Origin of the sequence: Jiella soli (assembly GCF_020615385.1) — a bacterium.
GTDB lineage: Bacteria > Pseudomonadota > Alphaproteobacteria > Rhizobiales > Rhizobiaceae > VKMB-3413.
Genome location: NZ_JAJAVB010000002.1, coordinates 107,118 through 130,026 on the forward strand (window position 1 = coordinate 107,118; position 22,909 = coordinate 130,026).

Genomic DNA, 22,909 nt, shown 5'->3' on the forward strand with positions numbered 1-22,909 from the left:
ATCGAGACCGAGCGAGCGAACCGCGCCGAGCGAACCATGCGGATCGTCGCGGCCTATCGCGACGGCGAGAAAGGACGGGACCATGGCTGACGGCACCAAGATCGAATGGACCGACGCGACCTGGAACCCGGTCACCGGCTGCGCCGTGGTCTCGCCCGGCTGCACCAATTGCTACGCCATGAAGCTCGCCGGCACCCGGCTGAAGCACCTGCCGAGCCGCGCCGGCCTGACGATCGACACCAGGGCCGGCCCGGTCTGGAACGGCACGATCCGCTTCAACACCGAGTGGCTCGACCAGCCGATGCGCTGGCGCCGCCCGCGCCGGATCTTCGTCTGCGCCCATGGCGACCTATTCGCCGAGGGCGTGACCGACGCCATGCTCGACCAGGTCTTCGCCGTCATGGCGCTCGCCCCGCAGCACAGCTTTCAGGTGCTGACGAAGCGGCCGGAGCGGATGCGGGATTATGTCATCGATCTGCACAGGAGATGCAGGAACATCGGTGGCGCAGCGACTGACATCATACTCGGCCACACGGCGGTCATCAGCGGCGCCGTCAAAACGACCTTTCCGCTGGCCGCTGGAAGAGCTCGAGACACGGCGCTTAATCAGCTTGACGCTGGCCTGCCCAACGTCTGGCTCGGCGTGTCCGTCGAGGACCAGCAACGCGCCGACCAGCGCATCCCCATCCTGCTCGACACGCCGGCGGCCGTGCGCTTCGTCTCGGCCGAGCCGCTGCTCGGGCCGATCGACTTCGGCGTCGCATGGCATGGCGAGGACGCTCTCGAGTCTGAGTGCTGGGGCGATTGCGCCTGGTGCGAGAAGGGCCATCCGCCGCTCCACAACTGTCACCGCGGCAGACAGAGCGAGGCAGCCTTCATGAAGGGCCGGTCCGGCCTCGACTGGATCATCGTCGGCGGCGAGAGCGGCCACGGCGCCCGGCCGATGCATCCGGACTGGGCCCGCGCGATCCGCGACCAGTGTGCCGACGCCGGCGTGCCGTTCCTGTTCAAGCAGTGGGGCGAATGGGCGCCTGTCACGGCGGAATCCGACGAGAACGGCGAGTTGGATGCCGTCTATCCGATCACCGGCTGCAGCGATCCGAGCGTCCACCGCGGGGAGCAGGAGTGCCTGTTCTGGCAAGGCGACGACGTCGTGCGCTGGCCGCTCATCGACACCCTACCGACCACTGGCGTGCGCCGCGTCGGCAAGAAAGCCGCCGGTCGCCTCCTCGACGGGGTGACGCACGACGGTTTCCCGGAGCCGCGCCATGGCTGACACCGCCGCCCCTGTCCGCCTGCGCCTCTCCCGCGCCCGAGGCTTCGACCTGCAGGCTCTGTCCCGAAAGACCAACGGCCTGCCGGCCAGGAACTGCGCGCGGCCGGGCAAGTGGGGCAACCCCTTCGTCGTCGGCCGGGACGGCAGCGCCGCCGATTGCGTCGACCTCTACGCCAAGCTCGTCGGCGCCGGCCTAGTCGCGATGACCACCCCCGCGCCGGTCGCCGATCAGCTGCGCGCGATGGCGACCGTCCGCGCCGATCGCCACGAGCTCGCCGGCCACAACCTCGCCTGCTGGTGCCGCCCCGGCCAGCCCTGCCACGCCGACGTCCTGCTCGACGTCCTCGAGACCGAAACGCTGGACGCCGCCCCCCAGGCGACGGCCGACCGCGTCGCCGACTTCCTCCACGCGCGGCTGCGCGAGACGGACCTTCGCACCGACGCACTCCAGGTCACCGCCTACGACCCGGCCGCCCCGGCACCGACGCCGGCGGAAGGCAGCGGCCATGGCTGAGACGAGCGACGCCCTCCTCAAGCCCGCCGACGCAGCGCGCCGCCTCGCGATCTGCGAGGACCACTTGCGCGAGCTCTCGGCCGCTGGCTTGATACCCTATGTCAACATCGGCCGCGGCGAGATCCGCGAGCGCCGCCGCTACGACCCGGCCGATCTCGACGCCTATGTGGAGACGCAGAAATGCCGGGTGTCTACAAGCGCGGCGGTGCCGACGCCTATTCCTACGACTTCCGACGTCGCGGTCGTCGATTTTCAGGCACGACGGGCTGCACGACGAAACGCGACGCGGAAGCCTTCGTCCGGGCGCTGAAGGACAAGATCGACGCGGCGGTGATCGACACCGCCCGGCCGATGAGCTTCGCCGAGGCCTCGTCGCTCTACTGGCACGAGGTCGGCCAGCATCACCAGAAATCCGACGACACCGAGCGCACCCTCGCCTGGCTGCAACAGCACGTCGGGCACAAGACGGCGATCGCCGACATCGACGACGCCATGATCGCCCGTCTCGTCTCGCGCCGCCGTGGCGAGAGCGTGATCCGCATCCGCGCCGGCGAGCGCGTGCCGGTCCTGGTCAGCCCGGCGACGGTGAACCGCACCGTGACGATCCCGCTGCAGGGGATCCTCCGCCGCGCCGCCGAGGTCTGGGGCCAGCGCGTCAGGAAGATCGACTGGAAGCGGCACAAGCTGAAGGAGACGAAGGAGCGCGTGCGCGAGGCGACGCGCGAGGAGGAGGCGACGCTCTCGGCTGCGATGCGCGAGGACTACCAGCCCGCCCTCGCCTTCGCGATCCTGACCGGCTGCCGGCGCGCCGAGATCGTCGGGCTCACCTGGGCGCGCGTCGACTTCTTCAACCGCTGCTTCACTGTCACCGGAAAAGGGGACAAGATCAGGACGATCCCGATGTCGAGCGCGGTCCACGAGCTGCTCTGGAGCCTGAAGGACCATCACCCCGAAGCGGTCTTCACCTATCGCGCCGTCCGCGCCCGCAAGCCGACGCAGTGCGGCGGCGCCCGCGTGCGCGGCCAGCGCTATCCGATCACGATCGAGGGATTCAAGACGGCCTGGCGGCGCGGACCGAAGGCCTCCGGCGTCGCCGACTTCCGCTTCCACGACACCCGCCACACCGCCGCGAGCCGCCTCGTCCGCGCGCGGGGCAACCTGAAGCTCGCCCAGAAGATGCTCGGCCACTCCGACCTCGCGACCACGACGAAATACGCCCACGTCACCGACGACGACCTTCGCGAGGCGATGGAAGCTGCAAGCACCGCGCCGACGAAAACTTCCACGCAGACTCCACCAAATCCACGGCGTCGAATTCCAAAGCATTGATGCTCATGAGGTTTTTCGGACTAGGCGCCACCGCACCCCATTCAGGTGCGCTACCAGGCTGCGCTACGCTCCGACGTGAGAAATCCCTAGAGAAGTCGGGCTTTCCATGCAAGCGCTTTGGTTGGGTCAAAGTTCACTATGACGAGCGAAGCTGGAATTGCGGGCCGTGGCGGGCGCAACCGCCCCGCGTGAACGCCCGCAATCCCGGCTTCAATGCGACGATCATGGTTCGCACCGGGGCTCGCACCCACCGCGTCTCATCAGGCGCGGCAGCCCCTCTTCCGGGGCCGCCAGAGGCACTGCCGCGCCGATTGGGCGCGGCAGTGCCTGTCTTGAGTTTCCTGCCTTGGTCTCAGAAAACGAAGTCGCCGCTGTCGACCGCGTTCTCGGAGACCCCGTAGAGGGTCAGGCTGCCGCCCTGCCCGAGCGAGATCACGGCATTGCCGTCGGCGTCTTCCCCGATGGTCAGGTCGGTGAAGCTCGCCACTCCGCTCGCCGAAAGATCGAGCTTGTCCACGCCATGCTCGAAGCCGAAGACAACGTCGCTCCCGTTGCTCGCCGAGGCGTGGTAGACGTCCGCGACGCCGTCAGGGGTACCGAGATAGATGACGTCGTTGCCGGACCCGCCGAAGATCGCGTCGGTGCCGGATCCCGCGAACACGGTGTCATCGCCGCCACCGGTGAAGACGGTGTCATCGCCGGCACCAGCGGCGATCTGGTCGGATCCCCCGCCGCCGCCCATCGCGTCGTCGCCGGAACCGGCGACGACCGTATCGGCGCCCTCGCCGCCCCAGATCTCGTCGTTGTCCTGACCGCCGAATGCGAGATCGTCGTCGTCTCCCGACACGATCGTGTCCGATCCTGCAGCGCCGAAGAGGCTGTCCATTCCCTGGTTGCCGGCGAGCGAATCATCTCCCAGCCCGCCCGCTATCGCATCATTGCCGGCATCGCCGGAAATCGTGTCGTTTCCGCTACCGCCGGCGATGACGTCGTTGTCGTCGCCGCCACCGATCGAATCGTTGCCGGAACCGCCGGTGATGGAGTCGTCGCCCGCGCCGCCGGAAACGCTGTCGTCGCTGTCGCCGGCATCCATCACATTGCCGAGCGAATTGCCGCTCAGGACGTCCTGCCCGCTATTACCGGGAATGCTGACCGGCGGCTGCGGCGTCGGGCTCGGCGGCGAGGCCACGGTAAAGTCGAGTTCGGTGGCGGTCGAGATGCCGGCGAAGTCGTTGCCGGCAAGATCCTCGATCGCGCCGGCGTCGACGGTGACGTGGTAGTGCGCGCCTGCCGTCAGATCGGCGGAGGGATCAATGGTGACGGTCTTTCCGGAGATGGTCACCTGCGCGTCGGTGACGGAAATCACCTTCTGGTCCGTCGGGTTGGCGTCGTTCGTGAGGGTGATGTTGCCCGTACCTGCCTGGACGTCCTTGTCGAAGGTCAGAACGACGTCGGCGTTCTTGGCAACACTCGATGCACCGTCCGTCGGAACCGCGGAAACAAGCACCGGCGGCGGCGAGGCTACGGTGAAGTCAAGTTCGGTGGTGGTCGAGATGCCGGCGAAGTCGTTGCCGGCAAGATCCTCGATCGCGCCGGCGTCGACGGTGACGTGGTAGTGCGCGCCGGCCGTCAGATCGGCGGAGGGATCAATGGTGACGGTCTTTCCGGAGATGGTCACCTGCGCGTCGGTGACGGAAATCACCTTCTGGTCCGTCGGGTTGGCGTCGTTCGTGAGGGTGATGTTGCCCGTGCCTGCCTTCACATCCTCGTCGAAGGTCAGGACGATGTCGGCATTCTTGGCCACGCTCGCCGCACCGTCTGCCGGGACCGCCGAAGTCAACGTCGGCGCGGTCGTATCCGCGCCGCCGACGGAGATGGCGCCAAAAACGTCCGCGTCGAAGTAGAAGGGACCGCCGGAATTGTTCAGATACTGAAGAACAATGCCGTGAACGCCCGTGAAGTTCAGAACGACATCCTGAGATGCAAAGGACTGTTCGACATCGACCTGCGATGTCCAGAATACAACCTGACTGGTCGTGATATTACCGTCTGCATCAAGTCCACACACACCGATCCCGTCCGACGCGCCCCCGGTATCGGCGACATGAAGGCTGGAAATGTCGAATGCAGAATTGTCGCTTGCCTTGATAACGACGTTGTAGCTATCGATGGCACTACGGAAAGCAGAAAAATACGTTCCAGAGAAACCAGACGCGGTATCATTGGTATCCGCCGAGCCACTGGGAAAAACGGTGATCGCTGCGTCGCCCGTGCTCTCGCCTTGGCTGCTCGGCACGACTTCAACGGTCACATTCGTTACTGAGGGTACCATGTCATGATTCCAGTTCGTGCGCGCGGCATGGTCGCCGCGTGCATCGCGTTGAAGAAGTTTTCAGTGAGTTCGAAAGGCCTTTGCTCACTCAGTAGACGGCGAGTCTTGCTGGAGGCTTAACGACCTGAAACGGAAGCGATTTCTGCTGTTGAAAAGCGAAGGTCGCAAGCGATTCAAGCGGGGAAGCGCTCTTCGACCTTGCGAGGTGAGGCCGGCGACCTCATGGGAACAGAATCGTCCCCTCCCAGCCGCAGGACGTTCCGTCGCGCTTCGTCAGGCTTGCATCCGGCCGCAAAGCTGATTCATTGAGAACGAAACGCGAATCAGCATCGGACGAACGGGTCGCATGAACGCTCTGGCGCGGCGGATGGAACGAAACGAGGCGCCGGCGCAGGAGACGGTGCTTGCCGGGATGCACGTCGTCTGTGACCCATCCGGAACCCTCTACGCCCCCTCGGACGATCTCCTGGTCGTCTCGGACCTGCATTTGGAGAAGGGTGCGGCCTTCGCGCGGCGGGGCATGCTGCTGCCGCCCTACGATACGGCGGCGACGCTCGCCCTTCTGGAGGCGGCGCTCGTCCGCTACCGGCCGCGGAGCGTCGTCTGCCTCGGCGATTCCTTCCACGACCGGACCGGCGCGGCGCTTATGCCGGCGATCTTTCGCGAGCCGCTACAGGCGATGATGCGCAGGCGCGACTGGATCTGGATTGCCGGCAACCACGATCCCGAGCCGCCGACAGGCCTCGGCGGCGAGACTCACGCCGAGATCGCCGTGGGAGCGCTGACCCTGCGGCACGAGCCGCGGCCGGGAGCGGTGTCGGGCGAGGTCGCCGGCCATCTCCACCCGGTGGCCAAGGTCTCCGGACGCGGCCGGTCGGTTCGCAGCGCCTGTTTCGCGACGGACGGGCGGCGGATGATTCTGCCGTCCTTCGGCGTGACGACCGGCGGCCTCAACGTGCTCGACAGGGCGTTTCACGGGCTGTTCGAAGTGGCACGCGCCAAGGCTTATGTGATCGGCCGGGCGCGAATCTATCCGATCCCCTTCGCGGGTCTGTGCGCCGGCTGAGGGCCGCTCGAGTCTTTCTCGGGCCGGCGATCCGGGCCAGGCAGAGGGGCAGCGCTCAGGCGTAGATCGCGGCGAAGGCGGCGAGCTGGCAGAGCACGACGACCACCGTCAGCACCAGCCGCAGCCGCCCGAACCAGCCCGGCAGATGGCCGCTTCGCGCGGAGGCGGCGTCCCACGCGCCCTGCAGGGCAAAGGCTGCGGCAAAGCCGGCGAACGCCCATGGGCTCGGCACGAAGAGCAGGATCCAGCCGGCGAGCGACGAGAGGACCGAGACGACCAGCACCCGTCGGCGCTGGTGCTGGGGCGACAGGGCGAAGCCCCAGCGTATTCCGCCGAGAAAGGAGAGGATGGCCGCCGAATAGCCGGAGAGGCCGAGGACGAGCTGGCCGAAGGCGATGAAGTCGCGGCCCGCCCAGGCGAGCACGGCCGCCATCAGCACGAAGGGTGTCAGCCCGGCGAGGCCGAGCGTCCATGCGGTCCGCGTCAGCGCGGCCCCGTGCGAGCTCCTCCGGCCCTGAGCGCTTGGCTCCACTTGCGGACCGGCGGTCTCCGACGATCTGTCTGCATCGATGGTCATGTGATCCGACATAGGTTTCGACGCCCCGATGGGGATGCGGCCGGCGGGGCACCTGCCCCGATCCGCGATCAATCCCGCTTGAAGACCAGCCGGCCGAACCAGCCGGTGAAAATCGCCAAAGCGACGGCGAACAGGCCGTAGAGGACGCCGTTGCGGGCCGCCGCGTCGCTGATGAAGCTCTCGAACCCGGTCTTCACCACGATCAGCGGCTCGGAATCCTCCCGGATGAACACCCCGTTCCGGAACAGGTAGGCGCGTGCCGTATGCCGGCCGACCGGCAGGTCCGCGGGAAGCTGCAGGTCCGCCCGGAAGAGCGTCGGGCTAACGAATTCGACCGTGCCGATCGTCTGGTTGTAGAGCCCGCTGGACTGACGTATGCGGCGGAGCGCGGTCGCGAACTCGTCCTGGTTGGCCCGCTGCGGCGACTGCGGAAGGTCCTTGCCGCCAGGACCCTTGGCGAAAGTGGACAGCTGCAGGTCGTCGATGCCGATCGACAGTCGCATGCGCAGGTCGTCGCGCGTGATGTCGCCGAGCGGCCGCGTCGCGGCGAGCGCATAGGAGGCAGGCGCCGCGTTGAAGCTCTCCGAACTGCGGTTGATCCAGATGCCGAGCGTGCGCTCCTTGCGGCGCACCACCACGGGCCGGCGCGGCCCCATCAGGACAACGACGATATCGTAACGCTGCTGCCTGAGGATCTGCGGATCGGCATTGTCCAGGGCGCCGAAGACGACGAGACGCGTGCCGCTGAAATCGGACGTGATGCCGATGCGATCGGTCGACAGCCCGATCTCGAAGGTCTCCTCCATCGCAGGCTGCGCGAAAGCCGAGAGCGCCGAGAGGACCAGAGCGAGACCTCCGGCGGCAATCCGTGCGGCGCCGGCGCCGCCCGCGCGCTTCCACCCCGCCCTCACCCGATCTCTCCGCTCGGCAGCGTGATCGAATAGGGCTCGTTCGGGGTGAGCACGAGTTCGACCCCCAGCCGGATGCCGACCGCCAGAACCAGGAGGGCGAGAAGCGCCCTCAGCTGGTCGCCGCGCAGCTTGCGCCCCGCCTCGGCCCCGAACTGCGCCCCGACGACGCCGCCGATCATCAGGAGGAAGGCGAGCACGACGTCGATCGTGCCGTTGGTCGCGGCCTGCAGGACCGTGGTCACCGCCGCTGTGAAGATGATCTGAAACAGCGAGGTCCCGATGACGACATTGGTCGGGACCCGCAGGAGATAGATCATCGCCGGGACCATGATGAAGCCGCCGCCGACGCCCATGATCGCGGCGAGGACGCCGATCAGGAGACCGAGGCCGAGGACCGGGATGACCGAAACGTACAGCTTGGAGCGCTGGAAGCGCATCTTCAGCGGAAGCCCGTGGACCCAGTTGTGCTGGCCCGAGCGGCGCACTTCACCGGATCCGCCGTCCGACCGCTTCAGCATCGACTGCAGGCTTTCCACCAGCATCAGTCCGCCGACGCCGCCGAGAAACAGGACGTAGAGCAGCGAGACGACGAGATCGAGCTGGCCCATCCGGCGCAGCGCCGTGAACAGGGCGACGCCGGCGACCGAGCCGACCGCGCCGCCGATCAGGAGGACCGTTCCGAGCTTGAGATCGACTGTGCCGCGCTTGTAGTGCGCGAGCGCTCCCGAGAAGGAGGCCGCGATCACCTGGTTGGCGCCGGTCGCGACCGCGACCGCAGGCGGTATGTTGTAGAAGATCAGGAGCGGCGTGATCAGGAAGCCGCCGCCGACCCCGAACAGGCCCGACAGGAATCCGACCGCGGCGCCCATGCCGATCAGCACGAAGACGTTGACCGAGATTTCCGCAATCGGGAGATAGAGGTTCACGTGCGGCCGGACTGCGGATTGGAGCGAGCGGGAACGAAAACGGGGTTCGAACCGTCTTGGCCCGAACCCCCGCCCCTGTCAAACGCGTTTGTCGCCGCTCAGCCGTCCTTGTGCGCCAGGAGGGCGCGGATCAGCGTCTCGTCGATCTTTCCGTCGGCGGCAAGGCCCTGGTCGGTCTGGAACTTCTTGATCGCCTCGGTGGTGTTCGTCCCGACCACGCCGTCGGGCGCACCGGGGTCGTAGCCGAGCTTGATCAGGATCGCCTGGATGTTGCGGATCGCCCGGGTCATGTCGACCGAGGAGGTCTTCACGGGTTCGGCGGGCGAGCCCTGCCACTCCTTGGGAATGTCGACCGTGTTAACCGCCTCGTCCCGGGCCTTCGGCTGGAAGGCCGCGACGTCGGCCTCGGCGGCCTTGAGCTGATCGGCGGTCAGACCCTTCTTGATCTCGTCGCGCTTGGATGCCGCATCCTTGTCGCCGGCCGCGGCGACGACCGAGAACCATTTGTAGGACTGGCCGAGATCCTGTTCGACGCCGGCTCCGCGCGCATAGAGGATGCCGAGATTGTACTGGCTGTCGGTCATGCCGTACTGGGCGGCCTGCTTGAACCAGTCGGCGGCCTTCTCCGGCTGGGACTTGCCGTCAACGCCCGTGGCATAGAGGACGGCGAGGTTGTGCATCGCGCGGACATTGCCCTGACTTGCAGCCGCGAGATAGTTGTCGCGCGCCTTGCTCGTGTCGCGTGCAACGCCGTTGCCCTTTTCGTAGAGCGTGCCGAGGCTGTATTCGGCGGGCGCGAAATCGCGCTGTGCGGCGAGCGTGAACCACCGCGCGGCCGCCTCGGCGTCCGGGGCGGCGCCATGGCCCTCCATCAGCCTCAGGCCGATCTCGAACAGGGCCTTGGGATCGCCGGCCTCGGCGGCATCGGCGAGCGCCTTCGAGGCGAGCCCCTCCGGCACCGACGGAATGCCGACGGCCGCAAGCGTCGGCGCATCGGACGCCTGGCCCGCGCGTTGGGCAGCCTCGCCCGCTTCCCGCACGCGCTCTGCCTCGCCGGCCGGCGCGGCGGATGCGACGTCGGACTGCATCTCGGTCGGGGCCGCCGGAACCTCGGTCGGGTCCGCCGGCATCGACTGCGGCATGGCAACGCCCGGAACCGCACTCGCGACTTCCGGCATCGGATCTGCCGGAGGCCCGGACTGGAGCGCAGCTGCAGGCATGGACGGCTCGGCGGCAACGCCCGTGGCAGACGGGTCGGCGGCATCCTGCGCGGCGGAGGTTTCGGCTCCCGCGATGCCCACGGGCTCGGTGGCGGCCGGCCCGCCATTCGCGGTCTCGACGCGCGGCGCGGAGGACTTCAGCGAAGCGCTCATCATCTGCGCGGCCGGGAGGGCGGCGAGCGCCAGGAGGACAGCGCCGATCGCCATCAGGATCGGCTTGCGACGCCGGGTAACGATGTCGAGCAGGCTCGCCTTGCCGTCTTCCTTGTCGGCCGCAGGCGCGTTTCGAAGAGAGTCGGCCTCGGCCGCCGCAGCCATCGCCGCGCGGCGGGCGGCGGCGATGAAATCGGCCTTGCCGGCATCCTGTTCGGCCTGGCTGCGTCCGGCCTGCTGGGCGCGCACCCGCTCGAGCAGGGAGGTGATGTCTGGCGCGCCGGAACCGATCGCCAGCGGCCGGTTGGCTTCACGCGTTTCGAGAACTTCGGCAGCGTCGAGGGCCGGGGTCTCGTCCTGGCCGAAGGCGGGATCCTCACCACGGGGGCGCTCCAGCGGCGGCTCGTCCCATCGGCTGGCCACACCCACACCCACACCCACACCCGCGGCGGCGGCGGCGGCCACGGGCTTCTGCTTGCGCGCCATGGTGCGCGAGAGGATGCCGCGCAGGCCCTTGCCGGCCGCGGCATCGGTGTCGTCGTCCGCCTCGACCGCGACGCTCGCCGCCGGACCGGATCTGGGCGCCTGCGGGTTGAAGAGATCGGTTTCGATCCGGCCGATGCGATCGACGAGCTGCAGCAGCGTCTTGTGGACGGTCTCGAAGAACTCCTGGCTCTGCTCGCCCTTTTCCCGCGACAGCGCCTCGAGCGCACGCAGGTCCTGCGACAGTTCCGCGACATGGCCGCCATAGCGCGTGTCGCCGCTCTCCAGCATCTGGCGAACCGCCTCGTCGGCGGCGGCGCGGGCGGAGGCGAGGATGGCGTCGCGCCCCTCGTCGAGACGCTGCTCGATCGATGCGAGGCGCCGTTCGACGTCGGGGTCGGTCGCGGCGGCCTGAAGGCCCCCTTCGCCGATCCGGTCCGACAGCCGCGAGATCTGCGCTTCCAGCGTCCGCACCAGGTCGTGGTCGACACGCGCGCCGGCGGTCTCCTCGATGCGCGCCGCCAGCGCCTGCAGCCGGCCTTCGATGGCCAGCGCCTCCGCGGAGGGCGCTTCGCCGAGGCTCATCAGCGAGTCGAGCTGCGTGGCAAATCCTTCCAGCCGCTCGTTCAGCGCCTGCGCGGCGGGATTGGCTGCCAGCGCTTCGATCCGGTCCGCAAGGTCGGCAATGCGCGCCGACATCGCCTCGCCGTCATCGCCCCGACCGATCTCGTCGACACGGGCGGACAGCGCCTGAAGCCGCGCCTCGACCCGTTCGACCGGGCTGAGATCGACGGCGGAGGCCGGCCGGTGGGCCGCCGCCACGATGGCGCGGGAGATCTCGTCGAGCCGCTCCTCCAGCAGCACGAAATGATCGACGTCATGATTTTCCTGCTGACGCCGGGCGAGTGCCTCGATCCCCACGGCGAGCGCATGGATGCGCTCCTCCAGCGGCTGGATGGCGAGCGTCTCGGGAAGGCGCGACAGGGACTGTTCGAGATTGGCCATGCGCGAGGCCATCGCCTCGATCTTGGTCTCGAGCTCGCGCGATGCGAAGCGTTCGTCGAGCGAGCCCCAGCGCTCCTCGACCGCGCGCACGGACTGCTCCGAGGCGAGCGTCTCGAGCTTTTCGCGCAGGCTGTTCATCTCAGACTTCAGGAGTTCGGAGAGCGGACCTTCCTCACCCTTGGGCGGCACGGCCATGTAGCGCGTCTCGAACTCGTCCCAGCGCCGCTCGACCGCCTTCACCTGCTCCTCGCTGGCAAGCGTTCCGAGGGAGGTCCGCAGGCGCTCGAGTTCGACCTTGATATCGCGCTTGACCTGGACGTCTTCCGCCTTCTGGCCGGAGATCTCGCTCTCGAAGGCGTCCCATCTGCGTCCGACCGCCTGCACGCTTTCCTCGCGCGCCATCTGGCCGACCAGATCGCGCATCGCCTCGAGTTCGTTGCGCAGGGTCTGCACGGTGGCCTGATCGGCGCCGCTGTCGACCATCCGGGCGAGTCCGTCGTCGACGCGCGCGATCTCGGCACCGATGCGCTCGCTGCTCGCCCGCTCGGCGATCATCCTGCGCAGGTCGTCGACCGCGGAGCGCATGTCGTCGAAGCGGGGCTGGATGCTCCGGGCCATGTCGGCGCGCAATTCCTCGCGCAGGCGCTCGAGCTGCCGGGTGATGTCGGGGATGCGCTCGCCGCCCTCCGCCCGTTCATCGGGCCCGACCACGCGGACCGGTGCCGCAGACCGATAGCGCCGCGGCTGCGCCGCGGGCCGCCCGCCGCCGCCTGCCGCCACGCGCATCTCGCCGACTTCCATTTCGGCGACCGATCCTTCGTCATAGTCGTTCAGGGCGCGCTGGCGCATGACGATCTGCGAGACCGCTTCCGAGAGCGACTGCCGGGCCGGCCGCTCCACGGTTTCGGCCTCCAGGGGAGACGCGGCCTTCGCGGCGAAACCCTGCCGGGCTTCGGGCGGTCGGCGCGCGGTCTTTGCTGCCGACGATCGCGCGGAGGTCATGCGAGAGAGCCGGGCTTCGAGCTCCTCCAACGTGCGGCTGAGCGTGTCCAGGGATGACGCTTCCTCGGCCCCATGACGGCTGCCCGGCTGTTTTTCGCTTTGATCGGCCATAGTCGTTTTCCCGGTCGGCTGGAGCCCGGCGAGCCCTGGTTCACTGCCCGTCCCACTCCATCTACCAATCCCGCAGTATGGTGAACGATTGGTTAATCGCGGTAACGGATCATTAGCGATTAGCTGTGCAAGCCGGCCCGAAGCTGGAGACACTCATGCCGTTGCGTCTTGTAAGAGCCGCAATTCGATCGATATTCCTGTGAGATAGCGGCCGGCGACTCGGCACCCGCTCAATCAAGATTTGCCCCTAGGTCGGGCAGATATGGAATCCAAACTGATGGCCAACGTGAAAATTGCAGACCAGACGGATGATGACTCGTCCGTAGACATCGACTTCCTTCTCGGACTGAACGGCGACGGACAGCCCGACAAGCAGACCTTCCGTATCGGAGATCTGGCCCAGGAATTCGGGGTTACGCTACGTACCCTGCGCTTCTACGAGGATCGCGGGCTGCTTTCCCCGGAGCGTCGCGGCACGACGCGTCTCTACAGCCGCCGCGACCGGACCCGGCTCCGGCTGATCCTACTCGCCAAGACCCTCGGCTTCTCGCTGACCGAAGCCAAACAGCTGATCGACGTGTACCATCAGCCGAACGGCAAGCGGAAGCAACTCGAAGTCGCTCTCGAGCGCTTTGAAGAGCAACTGGAAATCCTGCATGAGCAGAAGCGTGAGATCGAGCAGTCGATCCAGGCGATGGACGTGACGATCGACTTCGTACGCGGCCGGCTGAACGAGATGACCGACTGATCTCCTCTTCCCGTTCGCTGTGCCTCCAGCCTCGGGCGGTCGATAGAAGATGCTTCTCGGAACTGCGGGTGCCGAGAGAGGCCCCGATATAACGCTGATCCTTCGGAAGGTCCGTAGCCGGCAACAGAGCCGTCTCGCCGCTCATATGTTGACGTTTACGTCAGTGTCGTTCGCGGGTAGAAACGAGCCTCGCTCTCGCTTGCGAGGCCCGGGCGGCGGGTTGCCGCACAACGGGCTTCGCCATCCGGGCGCGCTTGGAGGGGCCGGATGGATCAATCGGAGAATGCCCGGTCACGGGACCTGCGGGAGGCAAGACGATGGCCGATGCGTTCATCTACGATCACGTCCGCACGCCGCGGGGACGGGGCAAAAAGGACGGCGCGCTGCATGAGGTGCCGGCGGTGCGGCTCGCAGCCCGCACTCTGGAAGCGATCCGCGATCGCAACGGCGTGGATACGGCGGGCGTCGACGACATCATCTTCGGCTGTGTCGATCCGGTGGGCGAAGCCGGCGCGGTGATCCCGCGTTCGGCAGCCTTCGAAGCCGGCTACGACTTCGCAGCCCCCGGCATGCAGATTTCGCGCTTCTGCGCCTCGGGTCTCGACGCGATCAATCTGGCGGCAGCCAAGGTCTCACAGGGCGCCGACGACATCGTGATCGCCGGCGGCGTCGAATCGATGTCTCGCGTCGGCATGGGCGCTGCCGGCGGCGCCTGGATGATGGACCCTTCGGTGGCCATCCCGGCCTTTTTCATGCCGCAGGGCGTCTCGGCCGATCTCATCGCCACCAAATACGGCTTCTCGCGCGACGATGTCGACGCCTATGCCGTGGAGAGCCAGAAGCGCGCGGGGCAGGCCTGGGCGGAGGGCCGTTTCGACCGGTCGGTGATCCCCGTGAAAGACCAGAACGGGCTGACCATCCTCGACCGTGACGAGCACATGCGGCCCTCGACCGACATGCAGTCGCTCGGCGGGCTGAACGCATCCTTCGCCGCCTATGGCGAGGCGGGCGGGTACGATGCCGTCGCCATCCAGGCCCATCCGGAGATCGAGAGGGTCGACCACGTCCATCATGCCGGCAATTCCTCCGGCATCGTCGACGGCGCGGCGGCCGTGCTCATCGGTTCGAAAGCCGGTGGCGAGACGCTCGCGCTGCGACCGCGGGCGCGGATCAAGGCCTTCTCCAATATCGGCTCCGACCCCGCGCTGATGCTGACGGGTCCGGTCGACGTGACCAAGAAGCTCCTGAAGCGCTCCGGCATGAGCCTTGCCGACATCGACCTCTTCGAATTGAACGAGGCCTTCGCCGCGGTCGTGCTGCGCTACATCCAGGCCTTCGACATCGACACCGCCAGGATCAACGTCAATGGCGGGGCGATCGCCATGGGCCATCCGCTGGGCGCGACCGGCGCCATGATCCTCGGCACGGTGCTCGACGAACTCGAGCGCCAGGACAAGCAGACCGCGCTCGTCACGCTCTGCATCGGCGCCGGCATGGGGACTGCGACGATCATCGAAAGGATCTAAGAATGTCTGTCGAAGACGTTATCGTGCGAGGTGGCGGACGCTTCATCCACAGCGTCAGCAGCGTTGAGCAGAACTGGGATACGGGCCACGGCCGTGTAACGTATGAGGTCGCGATCATCCACCCCAATAACGAGGACGGCAAGCCAGAAGATCGCCGCCTCGCCATGCGCTGGCATGGCTCAGGCCCTTCCGGCAGAGGATTTCCTAATACGTTCGGTAAACCCACTTGGTTCGAGGTCGATCCACAGCTTGAGATGGCTATCTTAAATAGCCTTTGCTTATCGGCAAAGCAGTATTCAGAAGCACTTACTCATCTCTCAAGAAAAAATTGAAGGACTCCAGCGAGAATTTTAATTCGGCTTGGCCCCTGAATACAATCGGCAGCGAAATTACGCTTCCCATTAAATCAAGCGGCCGCCAATACGCCAGCGCTCAGTCCAGGCAGACGCTCAAACTCGGGCTTGGCCAGGTAATAGCCCTGGAAGAGCTTGATGCCGGCGGCCTTCAGGTTGACGAACTCCGCCTCGGTCTCGACCCCCTCGGCCAGCACCTGGATGTTCAGCTCGCGCGCGACGTGGATGATCGCCGAGAGGATCGTCTGGCGCGCATGCGAGGTGTCAACGCCGCGCACGAGCTTCATGTCGAGCTTGATCAGGTCCGGCTGGAAATCGGCGAGGAGGCCGAGACCCGCATAGCCGGCGCCGAAGTCGTCGAGGGCCGTGATGAAGCCCTGGCGGCGATATTCCGTGATGATGTTCTGCAGGTGCGAAACGTCCGAGACCTCCTCGTTCTCGGTGAATTCGAACATGATCGCATCCTGCGGGAAATCGGACTTCCGCGCGGCGGCGAGTGTCGCCCTGAGGCAGGCGTAGGGCTCGTAGACGGCGTTCGGCAGGAAGTTGATCGACAGATGCAGGGCCTCGCCGCGCGGGAAGAGCTTCGAGGCGAGGCCGATCGCCTTGACGCGGCAGGCCTGGTCGAAGCGATAGCGCTGTTCGTCGCGGACCTTCGACAGGATGGCGTAGGCCCCCTCTCCCGCCACACCGCGCACGAGCGCCTCGTAGCCCCACACCCGCTCGGTCGTGATGTCGTAGATCGGCTGGAAGGCCATGGAGAAGTCGAAATCGAGGGGGCTTGCGGTTTGGCAGCCCGGGCAGACGGCGGACATTGTCGCTTCCTACTGAAGAACGATTTCAAGACATTACCCAAACATCCGTTTCCCGATTCTGAAGAGATCGATCGCGCCGTTTCAACAAAGACGACGATTCCCGCCATTTTTCTTAGTCGGCAACGCATGAACTCATGGAGATCTGCATGATTTCGGAGAACTTCACGGTCGAGATCGACGGCGACGGCATCGCGACGATCACCTGGGACATGCCGGGCCGCTCGATGAACGTCTTCACCGAAGCGGTGATGGACGAGTTCGATGTGCTTCTCGATGCTCTCGTGGCCGATGCGGCCGTCACCGGCGCCATCGTCTCCTCCGGCAAGCCCGGCTCCTTCACCGGCGGCGCCGACTTGAAGATGCTGTTGCGCCTGTTCGCCGACTTTTCCGAAACGAAGGACGCGGATCGCGAAGCCGCGATCGCCCGGCTCTTCGCCAAGTCAGGACGGATGTCGTGGCTCTGGCGCAAGGTCGAGACCTGCGGCAAGCCGTTCGTCGCGGCGATCAACGGCACCTGCATGGGCGGAGGGTTCGAACTCGCTCTCGCCTGCCATGGGCGTGTCGCGGCACGCGGCGCGGCCATGGGCCTGCCCGAGGTGAAGGTCGGGCTCTTCCCCGGTGCCGGCGGCACCCAGCGCGTGCCGCGGATGACCGACACGCAGTCCGCGCTTCAAATGCTGCTCAAGGGGACGACGCTGACGGCCGAGAAGGCGGAGGCGATGAAGCTCGTCGACCTTGTGGTCGAGCCGGACGCGCTCCTCTTGGAAGCCAAGGCGATGCTGAAGGCCGGCCTCTCCCCGGTCCGCCCCTGGGACGAGAAGGGCTTCAGGCTGCCGTCCGGTCCGGTCTATTCGGCCGGAGGCGCGCAGGTCTGGCCGGCGGTCGCCTCGCTCTACCGCAAGGAGACCAGGGACAATTATCCGGGCGCCCGTGCGATCGTGAAATGCGTCTACGAAGGCCTGCTCCTGCCGATCGATGCGGCGCTGCGGATCGAGCAGCGCTATTTCACGCAGGTGCTGCAGACGACCGAGGCGGCGATGATGGTGCGCTCGCTCTTCGTCTCGGCGCAAGCGCTCGCCAAGGGCGCCCGGCGCCCGGCGGGCGTGCCGGACACGCGGCTGAAGACGGTCGGCATCGTCGGCGCGGGCTTCATGGGCGCCGGGATCGCCTATGCCGCGGCGATGGCCGGGCTCGACGTCGTGCTGATCGACCGCGACCAGACGGCAGCCGACAAGGGCAAGGCGCATTCCAAGACGCTCGCCGCGGACCTCGTCGCCAAGGGCAAGATGAGCGAGGAGAAGGCGGAAGTTCTCCTGTCCCGGATCACGGCGACGCCCGACTACGAGGCGCTGCGCGGCGCCGGCCTCGTCATCGAGGCGGTGTTCGAGGATCGCGACGTCAAGGCGGCGGTGACCGCGAAGGTCGCTTCCGTGCTGCCGGAGACGGCGATCTACGCCTCCAACACCTCGACCATCCCGATCACCAGCCTCGCCGAGACCTTTGCCGACCCCGCCCGCTTCATCGGCATCCACTTCTTCTCGCCGGTCGAGAAGATGCCGCTGACCGAGATCATCCTCGGCGAGAAGACCGGCGAGCAGGCCCCAGCGAGGGCAATGGATTTCGTGCGGGCGATCCGGAAGACGCCGATCGTCGTCAACGACTCCCGCGGCTTTTTCGCGAACCGATGCGTCCTGCGCTACATGAACGAGGCCTTCGACATGGTCGTCGACGGCGTGCCGCCGGCGATGATCGAGAATGCGGCGAAGTTCGCCGGCATGCCGGTCGGTCCGCTCGCCCTGACCGACGAGACGGCCGTCGATCTCGCCCACAGGATCATGAAGGCGACGATGCGCGATCTCGGCGAGGACGCCGTCGATCCCCGTCACTTCCGGCTCGTCGAGACCCTCGTCAACGAAGGCCGCCACGGCCGAAAGGCCGGCAAGGGCTTCTACGACTACCCGGAAAAACCGGCGAAGAAGCATCTCTGGCCGGGGCTGAAGGCGATGTACCCCCAGAAGACACCGGACGAGGTCCCGTTCGAGGAGCTGAAGCAGCGCTTTCTCGTGACCATGGCGCTGGAGGCCGCGCGCACCATGGAAGAAGGCGTCGTCACCGATCCGCGCGAGGCCGATGTCGGCTCGATCTTCGGCTTCGGCTTCGCGCCGTTCACCGGCGGCACGATCAGCTATATCGACGGCATGGGCGCGAAGGCCTTCGTCGACCTGTGCGACCGCCTCGCCGACAGGCATGGCGACCGGTTCCGGCCGACGCCTCTCCTGCGGGAGATGGCCGAGAGGGGCGAGACCTTCTACGGCCGGTTCCTGCCGGTGGACCGAAAGGGCGAGGCCGCCTGAACACGCCGCAGCGCGAACGGGCCGCAGAACCGTTCGTTCGCCTCCCGAACCATGCGTGAGGCTTGCAATTTGTTTCAAAACGGGATGGCGACCTAGCTTCGCCACGATTACACAGTCCAAATCGAATGGAAGGGGTAAAGGCGGCGCGAGCGAGGGGACGGCGCGCCGCCGCAGACGATTCTGGCAGGCGGGTTCGCCCAGCCTCGGGTCGGCTAGGAGACATGCATGACGACGGGGGACTCGTCGCGTCGCCAAACCACGTCCGGCGATCGGGGACTGAGCAATGACGATCTGCGCCGGCGTCTGATCGACCGCCAGGACGCCCATCTGCGCTCGCAGGCCGAGGCAGGCCTCACCGGCCGGCTGACGCGCTGGCAGGAGGAGCGCAAGCGGCCGGTCACGCGGCTCTTCGTCCCACGGGGTGGAAGACCCGGGGGCTTTGCCGCCCTGCGCCAGCGGCCGGTCCTCGCCTATCTCGCTGCGATTATCCTGTCCGGCGTCATCGTCGCCGGCCTTGCGATGCTGCTCGCCGGCCGCGACGGCCATTCCCTCTCCGCCGGCCCCGGCGCCTCGGCAGATTCCGTCCTGACCGCGGCCGGCGGGCTGGATCGCCCTGTCGCCACGGCGTCTTCGGCGGGCGAGGGCGTGGCGCCGGAGGCTCCCCCGCTGCCTGCCAAAGCGCAGCAGCCGAAGCCCGCGGGCTTCGCCGGAGAGCAGCGGGCAACCGACGCAGGTCCCGTAAAGCCCTCAAGCGGGGAGGTCGGCGGAAGGCTGCGGCGAACGGCAACGGATCTGCCGGCAACGTCGGCGAGCGAAGCGCCAATCGATCCGGTGGCCGCCGCCCTCGCCCTCCGCCTGCCGGTCGACCTGACCGCGACCGGCTCGGTGCCCGGCGGAGCGTCTCCATCGGCGACGAGGACGGGCCTGCCGATACCGGTCGAGGGCGGCGGGGTCATCACCATTCCGCCCTCGGTCCTTCCGGCGGTCGGCCAGGTCGCCGAGCGGCCTGCCGAGCCGGAGGCCCCGGCCGTCGACGGCCTTCAGCCGGCCCTGCCGACCGCGGCACTGGGCGCCGGACTTTCGGCGGCGGACGAGGAGTCCGAAGCGCCGGAGGTCGCTGCGACCACTCCAGCGGCTCCCGCGGCCTCGCCGGGCGATGAGACGGAGCTTGCCGCTTCGACCGGGGGCTCGCAGAACGGCCGAATCAACACCGCGGTCAATCTGCGGGAATCACCTGAAGTCGCATCAAAGGTTCTGGCGATCCTGCCGAAGGGCGGCACTGTCGGCATCCTCTCCTGCAACGATTGGTGCGAGGTCGAGGCGTCGGGCAAGCGCGGCTTCGTCTTCAACAAATATGTCGACCGGGCGGAGGGCGGCTGAGCCGGCGCCTTGGACGGCTCCTGACCAGCACTCCACGTTGGCGTGGCCGCCTCCAAGCTTTGGGGGGCGCCTGACAGCACGACCGCCTGCGCCCTCGGCGCAGGCGACACTGCAACGTTATGCCGCCGCCTCAGCAGAGCGTGACGTTGACCGCCAAGCCGCCGAGCGCGGTCTCCTTGTATTTCTCGCTCATATCCTCGCCGGTCTGGCGCATGGTCTCGATGACGTTGTCGAGCGAGACGAAATGCGTGCCGTCTCCCCTCAGCGCTAGGCGCGCGGCGTTAATCGCTTTTACCGCCCCCATCGTGTTCCTCTCGATGCACGGGATCTGCACGAGGCCGCCGATCGGATCGCAGGTGAGGCCGAGATTGTGCTCCATGGCGATCTCGGCGGCGTTCTCGACCTGGCGCGGCGTGCCGCCGAGAACCGCGGCAAGACCGGCCGCCGCCATCGAACAGGCGACGCCCACCTCCCCCTGGCAGCCCATTTCGGCGGCCGAGATCGAGGCGTTCTGCTTGTAGAGCGCGCCGATCGCCGCCGTCGTCGCGAGGAAGGTCACCACCCCCTCGTCCGAGGCGCCGTGGACGAAGCGCTCGTAATAGGCAAGGACCGCCGGAATGACGCCAGCCGCGCCATTGGTCGGCGCGGTGACGACGCGGCCGCCGGCGGCGTTCTCCTCGTTGACGGCGAGCGCGTAGAGGTTGACCCAGTCGAGCGTCGTCAGGGGATCGCGCAGCGCGCTCTCCGGCCGCTTCAGGAGTTCGCCGCGCAACTGCTTCGCCCGCCTGCGGACCTTCAGGCCGCCGGGCAGGATCCCGTCCATCCGGCAGCCGCGCTCGATGGAATCCAGCATCGCGTCCCGGATCGCCAGAATGGAGCCGCGAACCTCCGCGGGCGAGCGCCAGGTCTCCTCATTGGCAAGCACGAGATCTGCGATCGAGAGCTTCTCGCGCTCGCAGATCTCCAGAAGCGCGTCGGCCGAGGCGAACTCATAGGGTGCGCGGGCATTCTTCAGGACCGGCGTCCTATCGGCCGCCTCCTCCGCCGAGACGACGAAACCGCCGCCGACCGAGTAATAGTCTGCCGTATCGAGTTCCGCGCCTTCAGCGTCGAAGGCTGTGAAGCGGATGCCGTTCGGGTGATGCGGCAGGCGCTCGCGCTTCAGCATGAAGAGTTCTTCGTCCATGCGGAAGGGAATGCGGCGGCCACGGTCGAGCTGCAATTCGCCCTTGTCGCGGATGTAGCCGTAGAGATCCTCGGCATCGTCGGGATCGAGCGTGTCGGGCTTCAGGCCGGCGAGCCCCAGCATGATGGCCTTGTCGGTGCCATGGCCCATCCCCGTCAGCGCCAGCGACGCGTAGAGATGGACGACCACCCGTGCGACGTCGGACTTGATGCCCTTGCCGTCGAGCCGGTCGAGATAGCGCCTCGCCGCCCACATCGGCCCGACGGTGTGGGACGAGGATGGCCCGATCCCGATCTTGAACAATTCGAATAGACTGACCGACATGCCTCGACCCTCGGCGCTTCGCCACCGGCGGTCAATAGCCGCAGACGGGCCGCCGCGTCAGTCTCTTTGCGACACGATCGCACTGGCAGCGGCATCGTCCTGGTGGGGAAGACGAAATTCGAAGCCGGCAGGGGCGTCGGCATCCCCTCGTCGCGGGGCCGACGCGGTCGGACGGCCACGACAGGCGACAACTGTCAGATGCGCTTTCCCAGCGTGTCGGCGACGCGCGCGCCGCGATGGCCGATCGGCTTGTCGGGCGCATCGGTCGTGTCCCGGGCGGTCTGGTGCTCCATCTCGGCGTTGATCTCGGCGCCGACGATGAAGATCAGCGAAGACACCCACACCCACATCATGAAGCCGACCACTGCGCCGAGCGATCCGTAGGTGGCGTTGTAGTTGGCGAAGTTCTGGAGATACCAGGAGAAGGTGATCGAGGCGATCAGCCAGACAATCGCGGTAAGGACGGCGCCGCCGACCACCCATTTCCACTGCGCCCGGTTCCGGCTGGGGCCAAAGCGATAGATCATCGCGATCGCCCCGACGATCAGCGCGAAGACCAGCGGCCAGCGGCCGACGCTGATCAGCGTCTCGGTCATCCCGCCGAGGCCGACGATCGACATGACCACCGGAATGACGCCGATGGCGGCGATCAGGACGATGCCAAGGAAGATCGCGCCGAGGGTGAAGCACAGCGCGACGAGGTTGAGCTTCACGAAGCTGCGCTGCTCGTTCTCGCCATAGGCGACGTTCATCGCCTCGAACAGCGTCTTGATGCCGTTATTGGCGCTCCACAACGCGAAGAGCAGAGAGGTGAGGAAGCCGATCGACAGCGAGGCCGGGTTCTGCTTGGTCAGGTTGTCGAGCTGGGCCTGCAGGAGTTCCGTGCCGGCCGCCGGCAGGAACTGGCCGACGAAGACGATGTGCTGGCTGATCGTCGCCGGATCGTTGACGATGCCGTAGAGCGAGACGAAGACCGCGAAGGCGGGAAATAGCGCGAGCAGAAGATAGAAGGTGGCGCCTGCCGCGATCAGCATCACCCGATCTTCGAAGAACGAATTGTAGATGCGGAGGAATATGTCCTTCCACCCGTTCCAGGGAATCTCGGTCGGCTCGCCCGCATCGCGGCCGCGACCAGGCTCGCTCGCCCGTCGCCGCGTCTCTTCGCTGGTATTGGCGGCGAACCGTCCTCCCATGAACTTTCCCGATCATCATCCCCGGATCGACCTGCGGTAAATCAAGTATGGCCGATCATGCAACGCAATACGCACCGCAATGCCGGGATGCGGCCTTGGTTCCCCCAAACTCTGGGGAAACCGCG

Annotated in this window: 17 protein-coding genes and 2 pseudogenes; 11 read left to right on the forward strand and 8 right to left on the reverse strand. The window is 67.0% G+C overall.

Annotation, left to right across the window (positions count from 1 at the left end; translation table 11 throughout):
• Positions 1-82: 82 nt before the first annotated feature.
• The 4 genes and pseudogenes from LH400_RS00850 to LH400_RS00860 all read left to right on the forward strand — a co-directional run bounded on the left by LH400_RS00850 (position 83) and on the right by LH400_RS00860 (position 3,119).
• Entirely contained in the window at positions 83-1,276 is a 1,194-nt protein-coding gene (locus tag LH400_RS00850) for a DUF5131 family protein (RefSeq protein ID WP_229150757.1), read from the forward strand.
• A pseudogene (locus LH400_RS00855) lies at positions 1,269-1,619 on the forward strand (DUF4326 domain-containing protein); the annotation flags it as partial. The gene LH400_RS00850 and the pseudogene LH400_RS00855, both read left to right, overlap by 8 nt.
• A 163-nt stretch (positions 1,620-1,782) precedes the next feature.
• A pseudogene (locus tag LH400_RS26215) lies at positions 1,783-1,956 on the forward strand (helix-turn-helix domain-containing protein); the annotation flags it as partial.
• Between the two features lie 14 nt (positions 1,957-1,970).
• On the forward strand, positions 1,971-3,119 hold the full coding sequence (locus LH400_RS00860) for a tyrosine-type recombinase/integrase (RefSeq protein ID WP_229150758.1): 1,149 nt from the start codon (positions 1,971-1,973) through the stop codon (positions 3,117-3,119).
• A gap of 352 nt (positions 3,120-3,471) precedes the next feature.
• Here the strand turns inward: LH400_RS00860 and LH400_RS00865 are convergent, their stop codons facing one another.
• Positions 3,472-5,160 carry an Ig-like domain-containing protein gene (locus LH400_RS00865; protein ID WP_370638318.1) on the reverse strand — a complete coding sequence of 563 codons (1,689 nt, stop codon included), beginning with the start codon at positions 5,158-5,160 and terminating at the stop codon, positions 3,472-3,474.
• Between LH400_RS00865 and LH400_RS26220 the strand changes: the two genes are divergently transcribed.
• Both LH400_RS26220 and pdeM read left to right on the forward strand, forming a co-directional pair.
• Positions 5,065-5,442, forward strand: coding sequence for a hypothetical protein (locus tag LH400_RS26220; RefSeq protein ID WP_229150760.1), 378 nt, complete (start codon positions 5,065-5,067; stop codon positions 5,440-5,442). The two genes, LH400_RS00865 and LH400_RS26220, sit on opposite strands and share 96 nt — an antisense overlap.
• A 355-nt stretch (positions 5,443-5,797) precedes the next feature.
• Positions 5,798-6,517 carry a ligase-associated DNA damage response endonuclease PdeM gene (pdeM, locus tag LH400_RS00875; RefSeq protein WP_229150761.1) on the forward strand — a complete coding sequence of 240 codons (720 nt, stop codon included), beginning with the start codon at positions 5,798-5,800 and terminating at the stop codon, positions 6,515-6,517.
• Between the two features lie 55 nt (positions 6,518-6,572).
• On the opposite strand, the gene LH400_RS00880 is transcribed toward pdeM, so the two are convergent.
• From LH400_RS00880 to LH400_RS26225, 4 genes are all read right to left on the reverse strand, one after another.
• Positions 6,573-7,094, reverse strand: a complete 522-nt coding sequence (locus tag LH400_RS00880) for a DUF3429 domain-containing protein (RefSeq protein WP_229150762.1) — start codon at positions 7,092-7,094, stop codon at positions 6,573-6,575.
• Positions 7,095-7,162: 68 nt separating this feature from the next.
• Positions 7,163-8,005: a TIGR02186 family protein gene (locus LH400_RS00885; protein ID WP_229150763.1), complete on the reverse strand. Its 843-nt coding sequence runs from the start codon at positions 8,003-8,005 to the stop codon at positions 7,163-7,165.
• Positions 8,002-8,931 carry a sulfite exporter TauE/SafE family protein gene (locus tag LH400_RS00890; RefSeq protein WP_229150764.1) on the reverse strand — a complete coding sequence of 310 codons (930 nt, stop codon included), beginning with the start codon at positions 8,929-8,931 and terminating at the stop codon, positions 8,002-8,004. The genes LH400_RS00885 and LH400_RS00890 overlap by 4 nt, the downstream gene beginning before the upstream one ends.
• Positions 8,932-9,029: 98 nt before the next feature.
• A complete protein-coding gene (locus tag LH400_RS26225) occupies positions 9,030-12,692 on the reverse strand; it encodes a peptidoglycan-binding protein (protein WP_229150765.1) in 3,663 nt (1,220 codons plus the stop codon).
• Between the two features lie 490 nt (positions 12,693-13,182).
• On the opposite strand from LH400_RS26225, the gene LH400_RS00900 reads away from it, so the two are divergent.
• The 3 genes from LH400_RS00900 (at position 13,183) to LH400_RS00910 (ending at position 15,511) form a co-directional block, all read left to right on the forward strand.
• Positions 13,183-13,653: a MerR family transcriptional regulator gene (locus LH400_RS00900; protein WP_229150766.1), complete on the forward strand. Its 471-nt coding sequence runs from the start codon at positions 13,183-13,185 to the stop codon at positions 13,651-13,653.
• Positions 13,654-13,970: 317 nt separating this feature from the next.
• A complete protein-coding gene (locus LH400_RS00905) occupies positions 13,971-15,179 on the forward strand; it encodes an acetyl-CoA C-acetyltransferase (protein WP_229150767.1) in 1,209 nt (402 codons plus the stop codon).
• A 2-nt stretch (positions 15,180-15,181) separates the two neighbouring features.
• A complete protein-coding gene (locus LH400_RS00910; RefSeq protein WP_229150768.1) occupies positions 15,182-15,511 on the forward strand; it encodes a hypothetical protein in 330 nt (109 codons plus the stop codon).
• A 74-nt stretch (positions 15,512-15,585) separates the two neighbouring features.
• Here the strand turns inward: LH400_RS00910 and LH400_RS00915 are convergent, their stop codons facing one another.
• A complete protein-coding gene (locus tag LH400_RS00915; RefSeq protein WP_229150769.1) occupies positions 15,586-16,347 on the reverse strand; it encodes an EAL domain-containing protein in 762 nt (253 codons plus the stop codon).
• A 146-nt stretch (positions 16,348-16,493) separates the two neighbouring features.
• Here LH400_RS00915 and LH400_RS00920 point away from each other — a divergent pair, with 146 nt between their 5' ends.
• Both LH400_RS00920 and LH400_RS00925 read left to right on the forward strand, forming a co-directional pair.
• A complete protein-coding gene (locus tag LH400_RS00920; protein ID WP_229150770.1) occupies positions 16,494-18,701 on the forward strand; it encodes an FAD-dependent oxidoreductase in 2,208 nt (735 codons plus the stop codon).
• A 225-nt stretch (positions 18,702-18,926) separates the two neighbouring features.
• Positions 18,927-20,081, forward strand: coding sequence for an SH3 domain-containing protein (locus tag LH400_RS00925; RefSeq protein WP_229150771.1), 1,155 nt, complete (start codon positions 18,927-18,929; stop codon positions 20,079-20,081).
• 130 nt (positions 20,082-20,211) lie between these two features.
• Here LH400_RS00925 and LH400_RS00930 read toward each other — a convergent pair whose 3' ends face one another.
• Together LH400_RS00930 and LH400_RS00935 are read right to left on the reverse strand one after the other, a co-directional pair.
• On the reverse strand, positions 20,212-21,591 hold the full coding sequence (locus LH400_RS00930; RefSeq protein WP_229150772.1) for an L-serine ammonia-lyase: 1,380 nt from the start codon (positions 21,589-21,591) through the stop codon (positions 20,212-20,214).
• A 194-nt stretch (positions 21,592-21,785) separates the two neighbouring features.
• Positions 21,786-22,784: a YihY/virulence factor BrkB family protein gene (locus LH400_RS00935; RefSeq protein ID WP_229150773.1), complete on the reverse strand. Its 999-nt coding sequence runs from the start codon at positions 22,782-22,784 to the stop codon at positions 21,786-21,788.
• Positions 22,785-22,909 lie beyond the last annotated feature (125 nt).